Genomic DNA, 14,042 nt, shown 5'->3' with positions numbered 1-14,042 from the left:
TTCTCAAGACCGCACCTCCTGCGCGACCCCCTGTTTGCCGGCGCCCCCGCCAAGAAGATCATGCCTTTTCTCGTGCGGTTTGTCGTGGGTCGGATTCGTGTCGAGCCATCGGAGCAGGTCCTCGGAGATGAGGTCCACCCCGATCCGCCCCGCCCGGCCGTCCAGATCCCGGAAGACGCACTCCCCGTTACCCAGGGACCGCAGCACCGCCTTGTGTTCCTCTGATGGATCGACCCCGAGGAGTTCCATCACGTGCTCGACCTCCACCCGCTCTGTGGAGCGGAACGCGAACACCGACGAGAGACAGTTGGTGACCTGCTCGCTCAGCAGGTCACCGGCGTTCTGGGAGACCAGGACGAGTGCCGTGTTGCGGGATCGGCCCATCCGCGACACCTCCGGCACCAGCTTGGCCCCCTCCGGCGTGGAGGTGATCGCCCACGCCTCGTCCAGGAAGATGGCCTTCGGCGTACGCCGGTCCAGGCCGTTCATCAGCCGCCGGGCGAACTGCGAGACCAGGTACAGCAGGGCCACCGAGAGCCGCTGCTCGTAGGAGTAGTCATCCCGGGCCGTCGCCACGTCGGGCAGGGTCAGCCCGCCCAGGGTGAACACGGTCGTCCAGCCCTCGGTGTCGATCTGGTCTCCGCCGGAGGGGTCGAAGCAGAGCTGCGCCAGGTGCATCTCCGACATCGAACGCAGCACGGCCCCGAGGTTCTTGGACGCCGGGTCCTCGGACTGCTCCAGATGGTCGACGACCTTGCCCAGCGACGGATCCGGCTGGTTGGAGACCGCCGCCACCGCCTGGATCATCGCCGACTCGCGCTCCTCCGACATGCGCGGCAGCAGCAGCCGGAGCGTCTCCGTCGCCATCGTCTTCTTGGCCGCGATGTCGTCGCCGAACGAGAACGGGTCGAGCAGGCCGGGCGCCGCCGACCCGAGCGGGATGATCCGCGCCCGGCGGCCCCGGTCCTCCAGCAGCCGCACCAGCGACTCGGCGTCGCCCTTCGGGTCGATGACCGCGACCGTGACCCCGCGCAGCGCCATCTGGTAGATGAGCAGCAGGGCCAGCGTCGTCTTTCCGCCGCCCGGCTCTCCGGTGATCGCGATGGCCGTCGGACGGTTCCGGGTCGCCGCGACCAGCGGGTCGAAGTGGACGATGCTGCGCGCCCGCCCCAGCGTCTCCCCCACGTACGGGCCGAGCCAGCCCGCGCCCGACTCGTCCACCCGGTCGCCGAGCTCGACCGTCGCCGTCGCCATCCCGCCCGCGATCGTGCGCAGCGGCTGCCGCTGCGCGTACGCGTTGACCCGCACCCTCTCTCCGGGCAGAGCCTCGCAGAACAGCGAGAACTGGTCGCCGGTGGAGTTCACCACGTCGATGCCGAGATCGCGGTAGTGCTCGACGATCGCCTCGACCCGCTGGACGCAGATCTCCTCCGTGGGCGCGCTCACGCTCAGCCGGTGCCAGCCGTACACGAAGGGGAGCCGTTCCTTGGTGATGCCGTGTTCGAGCATCCGGGCCGCGTCGATCTGCTCGGCCAGCGCGAGCGGGGCCTCGGCGCCCGCCTCGCGGATGTGGATGTCCATGTCGCGGGCGTGCGCCAGCTTCCTGGCCACGTCCTTGCTCGCCATGACCGGCGGGATCAGCCGCATCCTGCTGGAGATCTCCACCGGGAACGGCAACTGGTCGGCGAAGTGCAGCCACGGCTCGCCGTCGGGGAACGGCATCAGGTCGGGGAACCGCGCGAACGACAGGTGCGCGGTGAACGAGTCGCCGGTCGGCTGCTCGATCCGCAGCAGCGAACGTCCGTTGTGGATCTGCCCCTCGACCAGGGACTCGATCTCGCCCTTGCCCCACCTGCGGCGCGGCGAGGCGGACGGCGGCGGGTCGCCCAGCGCGCCCGACACCGCATGCTGGAACAACCAGGCGATCTCGGTGGAGCTGGCGTGCCTCGCGTAGAGGGAGCTGGAGGCGAGCGCGCGCCCGAGCCGCTCGGCCTGCTCCGTCCACCGCTCGATCTCCCGCTCGGGCACGTGGTCGTCCTCGATGCCGAGCGCCTTCTCGCTGCGCAGGTAGAAGCCGAAGAGCTGGGCCAGCACCCCGCTGCCGAGCTGGGCCCCTCGCCGGCCGAGCCGTACGCCGAGGTAGATCTCCTTGCTCCAGAAGTCCTTCGCCCAGACGTGCCGGTACATCTCCTCCAGGTAGTCGCGCCAGCCCGGCCCCTCGTCGGATGTGGCGTTCAGGGCCATCGCCCACTCCGCCGCCGGATAGGTCCGGTGCGCGACCCGCAGGTGGACCTCGGCGTCGGACATCCTGATCGCCGCGAGGGCGATCGTGATGTTCGTGGCCAGCGCCTCGCGCTCCTCCGGCGTGATGAACTCGTAGCTCACCGTGGGAAGCCGGAAGTACGCCCACGCCGCGGTATCGGTGAGAAGGACACGATCGTCGAAGTACCGCACCGCGAGACGGCTGCGCGTCCTGCTCACTGGTCGCTCACCACTCCTCGCCGCCCCAGCGCACCGCTCCGCTCGCAAGTCGCGGCTCGCCCGACACTCATCGGTCCCTCACCGCTCCCCGCTCCCTACGCGGACCGCTCGTCCCTCGCGGGCCACTCCGCTCGCAAGTCGCGGCTCGCCCGACACTCATCGGTCCCTCACCGCTCCCCGCTCCCTACGCGGACCGCTCGTCCCTCGCGGGCCACTCCGCTCGCAAGTCGCGGCTCGCTCCGCGCTCACCTGGCCACCTCCTGCTTGTGCTGGTTCGCCGCCAGGCCGCTCGCGATCACTCCCGCGAGCGCCACGTACGCCCTGCGGCCTCCCGGCCGGAGCCGGGCCGGATCGACCGGCCCCAGACGGGAGAGCTCGTCCTCCCAGGGGATGCGGACGATCGCCCGGCAGCGTCCCCTGGCCACCGCCTCGGCCTGCTCCACGTCGGAGGCGCTGCGCCTGCTCACGCCGTTGACCACCATGACCGCCCGGCGGCGCAGGTCGGAGCAGCCGTGCCCGTCCAGCCACTCGTACGTCATTGCCACGGCGTCGGGCGCGTCCTCGCTGGCCGGCGCCACCAGCACGAGTTGGTCCGCGTACGGCAGCAGCCGCGCGGCCAGCGCCGCGGCCGGGTCGACCACGATCAACCGGTAGTGGCGGTCCAGCGCGGCGAGCATCCGCGGCCACCCGCTCTCCAGCCGCTGGGCGGCCCCGGCCTCGGAGTCCGCGCCGACGACCTCCAGCCCCGAGTCGCACCGGGACGTGTACGCGCGCATCCCGAGATAGCCGCTCACCCCTCCCGACCCGGCGAGCAGGGAGCTCAGCGTCTCGGGGGACTCCGCCGCGATGCGGGTGGTGAGGGTGTGCTCGCCGGTGCTCGCGTCGAGCGCGACGACGCGGTCGTCGCGATATTTGGCGAAGGTGTGGCCGAGCATGAGGGTCGTCGTCGTCTGCCCCGCGCCGCCGGTGCAGCCGAGGACCAGGATCCGCCTGCTCCCCGTGAGCACCGTGCGGGCCCGGGCCTCGTCGATCTCCATCCCGTCCGTACGGCCTCCGCCGCCGCCCACGACCACCTGGGCGATCCTGCGCCAGCCGCCGGAGGTGTCCCGGCCGACGACCGACTCGACCCGGCGCACCCTCGGCTCGTCGCCCGGCGCCGCCGTCCTGATCGAGACGGGAACCGCGGGCGCGTCCACCGACTCGTGGACCGTCTCCCCAGCGGCTACCTGGCCGCCGGCGGTTCCCACTGCTTCCGCGGTCCCAGCCTCCCCGCCGGTCCCAAGGTCACCGGCGGTTCCAGGTTCCGGCGTTCCGTCTTCACGGCCGGTTCCATGCTCGCGGGCGGCCGCACCTTCGCCGGTGATCCCGCGCTCCTCGGCGGTCCCGTGTCCCCACGCCGTTCCACCTTGCCGCGTGCTTCCGCTTCGCCCGGTGGTTTCGTGTTCCCCGGCGGTTACCTGGCCCCAGGCGGTTCCACCTTCGTCGGCGGTCCCGTGTCCCCACGCCGTTCCACCTTGCCGGGTGGCTTCGCCCTCGGCGGTTACCTCGCCCCAGGCGGTTCCACCTTCGCGGATGGTGTCGTGCCCTCGGGCGGTTCCGTCGTCCCCGGAAGTTTCCGCGACCGGCTCGCGGACCGGCCGCAGGCGCCGCTCCTCGGGCCGTACCCGGCCCTGCGCCGATGGCTCGACAACCGGGTGCGCCTCGTCCACGCGCCCGCTCGACCGCTCCGCGACCGTTCCGGCCCGCGGCGCGACATCCGCGTCGCCGCTGACCTCGCCGGAGGCCGGTTCCGCGTCGGCGTGCGTCATCGGCTCGTACGCGGGCTCTCCGGCCTCCTCCGGCGCCATGTCCGGGCGGGCGTGCCGGGGGCGGTCGTGCGTGATCTCGCGCTCTTCCTCCGGCGTCACGTCGGCCCGCGCGTGCCTCGGCCGCTCGTGCCCGCGGCGTTCGGCGTGCCCGGCCTCCGTCGGACCGGCCGTTCCGGAGTCGGCGCCGGCCATGCCGACCGGTGCGTCGGCTCCGGCCGCATCGGTCGTCTCCGGTATGGCTTCCTCGACCGCCTCCGCGCCGAGACGGGACACCCCGCCGTACACGGCGGAGCCGCCCATGCCGGACTCGACAGACATGGCCGGAGACATCCCGGTCGAGGACTCGACGGACATCGCTTCGGACGTCTCGGCCGAGGATTCGCCGGGCGCGGCCACGGGTGTCCCGACGGAGGAGCCGGGCGCGGACGCGGACGACTCGGGCGAGGATTCGCGGGCTGTGACCTCGGGTGTCCCGACGGAGGAGCCGGGCGCGGCCTCGGGCGTCCCGACGGAGGACTCGACAGACGTGGCTCCGGGCGTCTCGGGCGAGGACCAGACCTTCTGCGGGAGACGGGGGGCGTCCTCACCTCCCGGTACGGCTCCGCGCTCGTCGTCCCGCGCCGGCGTGCCGGGCGCGGGCAGGCCCGGCTGAAGCACCGGCCGCTCCGGCACCCGCCGCTCCCCCGCCCCGTCCTGCGCCGAGGCGGCCAGCCTGCGGAGCTTGCGAAGGGCGTCGGGACCGATGGGCGGCGCCGGCGGCACCGTCTCGCCGTACCCGGGGTCGGTCCCGGAGGACCCCCGCGCGGAGGCGCGGTCCTTCCTGAGGAGCGTGCTGCCGGGAGCGGATCCCGCGGGCCCCTGCGATCCCCTCGATCCCCTCGATCCCCCGGATCCTCGCGCTCCGGATCCCGAGGAGCCCCCGGCCGCCTTGGCGGGGCCGGTACCGGTGTCCGCCCTCCCCCTCCGGCCGGAAGCGGGCCGCGACGCCTTCTGCGTGGCAGCGGAGGCCGTACCCGAAGCCGAGGCCGCACCGGTCGCGGCGCCAGGCAGGGGCAGCGGCATGGGCGGAGGCGCGGGGAGCGGCTCGGCGACGGCCGGGACCGCGGCGGCTCCCTTGGCCGCCTGGGCCACGGCGGGCTGGACGGTCGGGGCGGCGGCGCGGCGCTGCCGTCCGGCGGACCGGCCCCTGCGCGCCGGAGAGGAGCGCCAGACCCGCACGGTGAGGCTGACCTCGTCCGGCTCGTCGACCGGCGCCATCCGGCACCATGTACGCGGCTCGGCCAGGTAGCGCACCTGCGACTGGATCAGCTCGGTGAGCCGTTTCCCCTCGATGACCGGCCGGGTCGACAGCCAGGTCACGATCCCGGGCGGGACCAGATAGACCACGTGCCACGGCGCGTCGAACGGGAGCCCGACGATCCGGAGGAACAGCCACCAGGGGACGGCGACGCCCACGAACACACCGATCCAGACGATGGGAAGCGGTGTCGGCAGCTTCAGGTCGTACAGCTTGTAGAGCCGCTTCTCAATTCGCCAAATATTGGTATACGTGGGCAGATCCACCCGATCCTCCTCTCTGCCTGATCACTTGATGCCGAGCGCCCCCGCGATCGCCTTCGCCGTCACCTCGATGATGTTGGGCACGTAGAAGATCACGCCGATCGCGATCGCCAGAAGGATGAACTGCATGAACCTGGTGATCTCTCGAGTGAAGAGAAAGAAGATCGCCACGACGGATACGACGACCAGGAAGAGCGGCGCGAAGAACTTGCGCAGGAACTCCGCCAGGCCCTCGGTGTTGATCCCCGTGACAGGTGGAGCCGTTGGATCGAACGCGATCTCCACGATGGTCTTCAGAATCAATTCACGGCCTCCTGGGGTATGGATCAGCGGCGTCGTGTTCGGTCATGCGCTACCCCATGGGGCGGCTCGCGCCCTGGACCGCCTCGACGAACCATTTGCCGCCCTGCTTCTCCACGGTGAGCCGGTAGGCCTGCTCGAGCCCGGCCGGCTGGGTCGCGGGATCGTCCGTACGCGGGGTGGCGGAGCCCCCGCCCGTGGACACGGCCCAGACGACGACGGCGGTGACCTCCCGGGTGCTCTCCCCGCCGGCGGGGACGACGACGTCCTTGAGCTGGGCGAGCGTGAGCGCCCCGTCGAAGCCCTCGATGGTCACGCCGTTCGCGACGTACCGCTGCAGGTCCACCTGGTCGCCCGCGGCGTACGCCTTGAAGAAGCCCTCGAGCTGGGGACGCAGCTCGGACTCGGTGGCGGAGTCCCGGTCGGGGTCGGCCACGGCCGGCAGCCCTGCCGGACCGGAGTCCGGCAGCAGCCCCGGCCGCTCGGACACGACGAACTTCGACCCGTCGTAGTAGACCGGCACTGACAGGAGCCCGCGCCTGCTGCCCGCCTGATATGTCACGGTGACGACCGCGTTGCCGGCGTCGCGCACATTTATTCCGGTGAACTGGAACGCGCCAGCCGACATCCGGCCGTACCCATTCCAGCCGAACTGCTCCTGGGCGCCTTCGGGGAGAAATGGCTTCAACCGCTCCGCTCTTTGTTGCGGATTAGACGCGTCGAAATTCAGATAGACCGCCGCGAACTGATTGGCAAATGCCGCGGCTTGCGTCACGGGAAATCCGGAATCGCTCGGCTCGGGTGTCGCCCCGGCCGTCGTGTCACCCTGGGTGATCCGTTCGAGCGGCGCCCGCACCCCGTTGACGACGATCACGATGATCAACGCCCACAGGACGGCGCGGCCGGTCCAGACGAGCCAGCGGCCCCCGCCGCCGCTCCAACCCCCGCGCCGCCGGGCGTTCCCGTGCGTGTCCGCCACGCGTTCAGGGCCCTGCGGAGGGTACGACTCGGGGTCGCCAGCGATCCGAGGATCCGGCTGGACGGTTGACCTGCGAGCCATCACGCCTCCGCTCGCGCCGATCCCCCGGGCTGGCGCGGTGTCGTCTTACTCTCGATCCGGTTAGCCGCATTGAAGTTTTCACCCTAGCGGTCGGGCCAATTCTTCCAGGAAAGCCACGCCCATGGTGCAAGCATCGCCGCAACCGAGCAAACCGGGTCTCATCCCGGTTCCACGCCCCATGACCGACCGTCACGCCGGGAAAGCACGTTACGCCTGGCCAGCGGCATCATCGATTACCTAACCGCCACGTATTGCTGTCCTCGCAGTTCAGAGACGTGGCGGGTCGGCGATCGGGCGGCGACCCCGCACCTGGACGAGCACAACGCGCAGCGAGGCGAACCCATCGCCAGGCGCACCAGCACACGGCGGCGCAGCGGCAGCGGACCCGGCAGCTCGCGGCCGAGCGCGGCGGCGAGCAGCGACGGTCACGCGGAACGGCCGCGTGGTCCCCGCGACGATCGGATCGCCTGGTCCAGGACGTCGTAGACGTAGTTGAGGTCGGCGGGGGCATTGTCGATGAGGATCGCGGTGCACAAGCCGTCGGATGCCGCGACCAGCGCCGCCTGGGCGGTGCGGTCGCCGGTGAGGGTCGCCGCGAGTTCGGCGACGTTCTCCCGCCAGCGGCGTGCCACGGCGGCCAGAGCGGGGCGGCGGGCCGCGAGCGTGGCGAGTTCCCGTTCGGCGAGAGCACGCTCGCGGCCCGAACCCCCGGACTCGACGATCAGCTCAGCCAGGCCCCGGAGCTTGTCGCCGGGGCCGTCGACGATGTCCTGGATCCGCTTCGTGTAGTCATCGGCCACGGTGGACAAGGCCGCGACAAGAAGGTCATCGAGAGTCGCGAAGTAGTACGTGCTCAGGCTGGTGGTGATGCCGGCTTGCTTGGCAACGGTGCGATGCGTGACGCCCGCGGCGCCGTCCCGCTGCACGACGGCGAGGGTGGCATCGATGATCTCGGCGCGGCGCTTGTTGCCTCTGGCTCGTCGTCCGTCGACCGGTTCGTTCGCCTCGCTCATGCCACCTCCCATCAGAGATCCAGGGTAGTCAACAATGCGCATGTTCGTCCGCGTGCGCACCGTGGTCCTCCGCGAGTGGATGCAGGTGGCGCAGCGCGATCACGCAGAGGATCGCGGCGATGAGGATCGCGGCACCTGCCACCGCCGAGGCGATGTTCATCCCGTTGGTGAAGGCCTCCTTCGCCGCGTTGATCGTCTCGGCAGGAACCTGGTCAGCGACGGAGAGCGCGCCGGACAGGCTGTCCTTAAGCTGCCAGGCGACGTCCGGCGAGGTGTCCGGAGGCGAGGCGACGCGACTGCTGTAGACGGCCCCGGTCAGACTTCCCAGCAGCGCCACGCCAATGGCGATGCCGAGTTCTTGAACGGTCTCGGACATCGCCGCCGCCGAACCCGACTTCGACGCCGGGGCGGCCCCGACCACGATGTCCGTTCCCAGCGCGGCGATCGCGCCGAGACCGAGGTACACGAGAGCGAACCCCGCCACGACGTGGAGGACCGCGCCCGCTCCGGCCGTAGCCAGGAGCACGTACCCCGTCACGGACAGCGTGAGCGTGGCCGCCATCACCACACCGGGCCGCGAACGCCTGGCCACCAAGGGTGACCCGATAGAGGCGGCGAACATCGCCAGGGCAGGCGGCCCCATCCACAACCCCGCCGTGAAGGGGGTCAGTTCCTCGACCGTCTGGAGGTACTGGGTCACCAGATACATGGCCCCGCCCACGCCGATCAGCCCGACCAGGAGCACGCCGAGCGCGGCGGAGAACGCCCGATCGGCGAACAGGGAGACATCGAGCAGCGGGGAAGCGAGCCCGCGCTGCCGTCGCACGAACACGACGCCCGCGACCACGCCGACGACGAGCAGGACGATGGATGTCACGTCGACACCACGCGAAGCGGCGAGCTTGACCACGTAGATGGCAGGCAGGAGCGCCGCCAACGACAACACGACACTGATCAGATCGAGACGGCCCGCCTGCGGGTCGGAGTACTCGGGCAGCACGAATTTCGATCCCGCGAGCACCGCGACGGCGATCGGCACCGCGAGCAGGAAGGCCGCGCCCCACCAGAAGGCATCGACAAGGATGCCGCCGGCAATTGGCCCGGCGGCCATCCCGAGCGCGAACATCGTGGCCCATACGCCGATGGCGAGGGCGCGCTGGCGCGTGTCGCTGAACATGTTCGAGATCAGCGACAAGGTTGAGGGCATCAGTGTCGCCCCAGCGATTCCGAGCAGTGCTCGCGCGATGATCAGCAGCTCGGCACTGGGTGCGAAGGCTGAGAAGACCGATACTGCCGCGAACGCCCCCATCCCGAGCATCAGCAGCCGACGTCTGCCGATCCTGTCGCCCAGGGTGCCCATGGTGACGAGGAACCCGGCGATGAAGAACCCGTAGGCGTCCATGATCCATAGGGTCTGCGTCGCGGATGGGTCAAGTGCCTCAGCCATGCTCGGCAGGACCAGGTAGAGCACGGTCACGTCCAGTCCAAGCAGCGCCGTCGGCAACGCGAGCAAGCCCAAGCCAGTCCACTCGCGCACGCCGGCCCGCCGGCCGCCAGCAGCCACCATGTGCGCCTCCTTCTCGACATTACTTGAACGCTAGTACAAGTAGTACGATGGTTCAAGAATGACGAGCGAGAGCAGCGCCACCCACTTCGGCATGGAGGGCGTCCGCGACGCCGCCGGTCGCGGCGCACGACCGCCGTGACACGCCCGCAGAGACGCGAAATCCCGCTGAGACCAGGTCGGTCTCAGCGGGATTTTCGGCGGCGCTCCTCTGTCTGACCAGGGGCTCAGACGTTGAACCTGAACTCGACCACGTCGCCGTCGCGCATGATGTAGTCCTTGCCCTCGATCCTGGCCTTGCCTCCGGCGCGGGCGGCCGTCATCGACCCGGCCTCGAGCAGCTCGTCGAACGAGATGACCTCGGCCTTGATGAAGCCGCGCTGGAAGTCGGTGTGGATCACGCCGGCGGCCTCGGGGGCGGTGGCGCCCTTGCGGATCGTCCAGGCGCGGGTCTCCTTCGGCCCGGCGGTCAGATAGGTCTGCAGCCCGAGCGTCTCGAAGCCGACGCGGGCGAGCTGGGCCAGCCCGGACTCCTCCTGGCCGACCGACTGGAGCAGTTCGAGGGCCTCCTCGTCCGGCAGCTCGACCAGCTCGGACTCGATCTTGGCGTCCAGGAAGACGGCCTCGGCCGGGGCGACGAGAGCCGACAACCGCGCCCGCAGCTCCTCGTCCACCAGCTCGTCGGCGTCGAGGTTGAAGACGTACAGGAACGGCTTGGCGGTGAGCAGGTGCAGCTCGCGCAGCTCGGCGACGTCGATCCCCGCCGCCTTGGCCCCCGCGTACAGGGTGGTGCCGGAGTCCAGCAGCTTGGCCGCGGCCTCGACCGCGTCGAGCTGGGCCTTGCGGTCCTTGTTGGTCCTGGCCTCCTTCTGGAGGCGGGGCAGCGCCTTCTCGATGGTCTGCAGGTCGGCGAGGATCAGCTCGGTGTTGATCGTCTCGATGTCGCGCTCGGGGGCGACGTCGCCGTCCACGTGTGTGACGTCGGGGTCGGAGAACACCCGGATCACCTGGCAGATCGCGTCGGTCTCACGGATGTTGGCGAGGAACTGGTTGCCCCGGCCCTGCCCCTCGGACGCCCCCTTGACGAGACCGGCGATGTCGACGAACTCGACCTTCGCCGGCAGGATGCGCGCCGAGCCGTAGATCTCGGCCAGCTTGGCCAGCCGCGGGTCGGGCACGCCGACGATGCCCACGTTGGGCTCGATCGTGGCGAAGGGGTAGTTCGCCGCCAGGGCGTTGCCGCTCTTGGTCAGCGCGTTGAAGAGGGTGGACTTGCCGACGTTGGGCAGGCCGACGATGCCGATGCTCAGGCTCACGTAGGCCGAGTTTACGGGCCTGAGCGGGTTGCTCCGACACCAGACAGGCAGATCACCTCGGTCCCGCGCAGGGATCGGAGGTAGCGGTCGGATCCCTCCGCGCACCTGGTCGGCGACTCCACCCGGCCGGTGACCCTCGCCCACGCCCGCTCGGACGCGCACGCGACCTTGACCAGCAGCCGGGTGGATGTGGGCAGCTCCGGGCGCTCGACGCAGTCGCCCGCCGTGACCACCCGCCCGTCCTTGCCGAGGCACGCCACCTCCCCCCCTTTCAGGGGAAGCGCCTCGACCGTCCCGAGCGGGCACCGCCGGGCCGACTCGGCGACGCCCGTCACCCGGCCGTACCAGTCCCCGTCCGCGCAGGGCCGCTCGCCTCCCCGGACCGCCACGCAGTCACCCGTCCGCAGCACGCCGCCGCCGTTCCCCGCGTCCCCGGGGTGGTCGCCGCCCGTGTTCCGGACGCAGGCCGTACGGCCCGAGCCGAGGGAGACGAACTCGTCGGTGTCGTCGGGGCAGCGGGGCGGGGTCGCGGTGATCGCGCTGACCCGGCCGGTGGCCTGCTCGCACAGCACCAGCCCGACCCTGGGGCCGGTCCGCCGCACACAGGCGCCTTCGGTCCAGGACAGCGGCACGTCTCCGGTCTCGGGGGCGGTCTCCCGGCCCGAGGCGATGACCGCGCCGACCCCCACGACGAGCGCGATCACCACCCCGGCCGTGATCCCGGCCATCTGGGGGCGCAAGCCGTACGTAGTCACATGACGACTCTGGGCGATCGCCGCCGATCGCACAAGCCGAACGCGACGGTGTACGGAACGGCGTCCTGACAGGGAACTCCGGCGGCTTCGGGGGAGCCGGCGCCAGCGCGCCTCCCCCTCCGGCACCGGATTGCCTGGGATCATCCCGAACCGTGGATGTCGTGGCGCTCGTCCTCCAGCTCGCCGTAGGTCTCGCCGTGGGGCTCCTGATCGGGTTCCTGCTGGCACGGACCAGAATCGCCGAAGCCGAGGCCGGGAGGCGAGCGGCCGAGGACAAGGTCGCGTACGTCGAGGGCCAGCTCGCGGAACGGTTCCAGGCGCTCAGCGCCCGCGCACTCGACGTCAACAACCTGCGCTTCCTCGAACTCGCCGAGAACCGGCTGAACACGACACGGGCGGAGGCGACCGGCGACCTCGACCAGCGCAGGCAGGCCGTGGAGAACCTGGTCGGGCCGCTCAGGGAGACGCTCGCGAAGGTCGAGAACCAGCTACGCGAGAGCGAGCTCGGCGCCCGCGCCGCCCGCGCCGAGCTGGGCAAACAGATGGAGTTCGTACGGCAGAGCTCCGAGCAGCTCAGGAGCCAGACGACGGCGCTGGTCCGCGCGCTGCAACGCCCGGAGGCGCGGGGCCGGTGGGGTGAGCTGCAGCTCCGCAGGGTGGCGGAGATCGCCGGGATGGCCCGTTTCTGCGACTTCGACGAGCAGGTCAGCGCGATGACCCCGGACGGTCTCGTCCGCCCCGACATGGTCGTGCGGCTCAGCGGAGGCAAGAACGTCATCGTCGACTCCAAGGTCTCGCTCGCCGCGTACCTGGAGGCGGCGGAGGCGAACGACCCCGACCTCGCCTCGGCCCGGCTCGACGCCCACGCCCGCCACCTGCGCGAGCACGTGGACCGGCTGGCCGCCAAGACGTACTGGCAGGCGTTCAGCCCCGCGCCGGAGTTCATGGTCCTGTTCATCCCCGGCGAGGCGTTCCTCGCCCCGGCGCTCGAACGCGACCCCGGACTGCTGGAGTACGCGATGCACAGGCGGGTGCACATCGCCACCCCGACCACGCTGATCACGATGCTGCGCACCGCGCAGTACGCCTGGCAGCAGACCGCGCTCAGCGAGAACGCGCGGGCCGTCTTCGACCTCGGCAAGGAGCTGTACGACCGGCTCGGCGGCCTGAGCCGCCACGTCGACGGCCTCGGGCGCGCCCTGTCCAGGACCGTCACCGCGTACAACAGGACGGTCGGCTCGCTGGAGAGCCGGGTGCTGGTGAGCGCGCGAAAACTGAACGATCTCGGCATAACGGACACCGCACTCGGCGGTCCGGCCCTCGTCGAGGAGCAGCCCCGGCTGCCCGCCGTTCCGGAATTGGGGGACGAAGAGCGCGTAAGCGCCTCTCCTGGCCCTGTCCAGAACGGTAAGTTGACGCGAGACTCGTCGTAAAGGGGGACACGATGAGAGGCACCGATCAGACCGCCCAGACCGTTCGAGCCGGTAAGGTCGCGGGACTCAGGTTGACGGCCAGGGGCGCCGTCGCCCTGCTCCTCGTGGTCACGCTGCTCGGCCAGGTCTTCAGCCCCGGACCGGTCTTCGTCGTGGGCTGCGTCGCGGCCGTGCTGCTGGTCCAGCCGCGTGACCTGCTCCCCCTCGTGGTCACGCCGCCGCTGGTCTTCTTCGCGACCGCGGTGTTCGTCGAGTTCTTCCGGTCGCTGCGCGCGGGCTCGATGCTCCAGGCGCTCGGGCTCGGGCTGTTCACCTCGCTGTCGTCCGCGGCGCCGTGGCTGTTCGGCGGGTCGGCGCTCGTGCTCGGGATCGCGTACTGGCGCGGCCTCTCCCGGAACGTGCGCGAACTGCGGGACGACCTGGCCGCCCGCGCCGAGGTGCCGCGCCCCCGCAGCGGTGAGGAGCCCGCGTTCGACCCCGAGCCCGAGGGCTACTTCGAGCCCCGCGTGTACGGCGAGGCCCGCGACTGACGCCCTGAACGTTCTCGGACCGCCCCGTTCGACATCCGTACGGGAGCGGGCCTCGGGCCGTACGGCCGCACAGGCGGCCACCGTCGAAGCCGGGCCACGCGGTGACGCCGGGAGCGGGCCTCGGGCCGTCGTGAAGGGTCGCGGCTGCGGCTACGGTGAGCACGCGGAGTGCGCCCTTCCTCACGACCCCGCCAGGCGACGCGTACGAGCCCCGGCGGAGGC

At 71.1% G+C, this 14,042-nt stretch carries 10 protein-coding genes; 2 read left to right on the top strand and 8 right to left on the bottom strand.

Features of this window, described 5'->3' with window-relative positions:
* Window positions 1–3 precede the first annotated feature (3 nt).
* The 8 genes from AWQ70_RS20920 to AWQ70_RS20885 all read right to left on the bottom strand — a co-directional run bounded on the left by AWQ70_RS20920 (window position 4) and on the right by AWQ70_RS20885 (window position 11,857).
* Complete coding sequence (locus AWQ70_RS20920) at window positions 4–2,481, bottom strand: ATP-binding protein (RefSeq protein WP_084517523.1); 2,478 nt, start codon at window positions 2,479–2,481, stop codon at window positions 4–6.
* A gap of 245 nt (window positions 2,482–2,726) precedes the next feature.
* The gene (locus AWQ70_RS20915; RefSeq protein ID WP_067178702.1) at window positions 2,727–5,852 is read right to left on the bottom strand and encodes a conjugal transfer protein; all 3,126 of its coding nucleotides are present in this window, start codon (window positions 5,850–5,852) and stop codon (window positions 2,727–2,729) included.
* A gap of 21 nt (window positions 5,853–5,873) precedes the next feature.
* Complete coding sequence (locus AWQ70_RS20910; RefSeq protein ID WP_245647082.1) at window positions 5,874–6,146, bottom strand: hypothetical protein; 273 nt, start codon at window positions 6,144–6,146, stop codon at window positions 5,874–5,876.
* A gap of 55 nt (window positions 6,147–6,201) precedes the next feature.
* On the bottom strand, window positions 6,202–7,209 hold the full coding sequence (locus AWQ70_RS20905) for a conjugal transfer protein (protein ID WP_067178700.1): 1,008 nt from the start codon (window positions 7,207–7,209) through the stop codon (window positions 6,202–6,204).
* A 425-nt stretch (window positions 7,210–7,634) separates the two neighbouring features.
* Complete coding sequence (locus AWQ70_RS20900; RefSeq protein ID WP_067178699.1) at window positions 7,635–8,222, bottom strand: TetR/AcrR family transcriptional regulator; 588 nt, start codon at window positions 8,220–8,222, stop codon at window positions 7,635–7,637.
* A gap of 28 nt (window positions 8,223–8,250) precedes the next feature.
* Window positions 8,251–9,789, bottom strand: coding sequence for an MFS transporter (locus AWQ70_RS20895; protein WP_067178698.1), 1,539 nt, complete (start codon window positions 9,787–9,789; stop codon window positions 8,251–8,253).
* A 224-nt stretch (window positions 9,790–10,013) separates the two neighbouring features.
* The gene (ychF, locus tag AWQ70_RS20890) at window positions 10,014–11,102 is read right to left on the bottom strand and encodes a redox-regulated ATPase YchF (protein WP_067178697.1); all 1,089 of its coding nucleotides are present in this window, start codon (window positions 11,100–11,102) and stop codon (window positions 10,014–10,016) included.
* A gap of 11 nt (window positions 11,103–11,113) precedes the next feature.
* Complete coding sequence (locus AWQ70_RS20885; RefSeq protein WP_157530215.1) at window positions 11,114–11,857, bottom strand: LppU/SCO3897 family protein; 744 nt, start codon at window positions 11,855–11,857, stop codon at window positions 11,114–11,116.
* 152 nt (window positions 11,858–12,009) lie between these two features.
* Here AWQ70_RS20885 and AWQ70_RS20880 point away from each other — a divergent pair, with 152 nt between their 5' ends.
* On the top strand, window positions 12,010–13,290 hold the full coding sequence (locus AWQ70_RS20880) for a DNA recombination protein RmuC (RefSeq protein ID WP_084517521.1): 1,281 nt from the start codon (window positions 12,010–12,012) through the stop codon (window positions 13,288–13,290).
* An 11-nt stretch (window positions 13,291–13,301) separates the two neighbouring features.
* Window positions 13,302–13,820: a DUF6542 domain-containing protein gene (locus AWQ70_RS20875; protein WP_067178695.1), complete on the top strand. Its 519-nt coding sequence runs from the start codon at window positions 13,302–13,304 to the stop codon at window positions 13,818–13,820.
* The last annotated feature ends 222 nt before the right edge of the window (window positions 13,821–14,042 follow it).

Source organism: Microtetraspora niveoalba (genome assembly GCF_001570405.1).
In the GTDB taxonomy this organism is placed as follows: domain Bacteria; phylum Actinomycetota; class Actinomycetes; order Streptosporangiales; family Streptosporangiaceae; genus Microtetraspora; species Microtetraspora niveoalba.
This window is presented reverse-complemented; position numbering and strand designations above follow the sequence as displayed.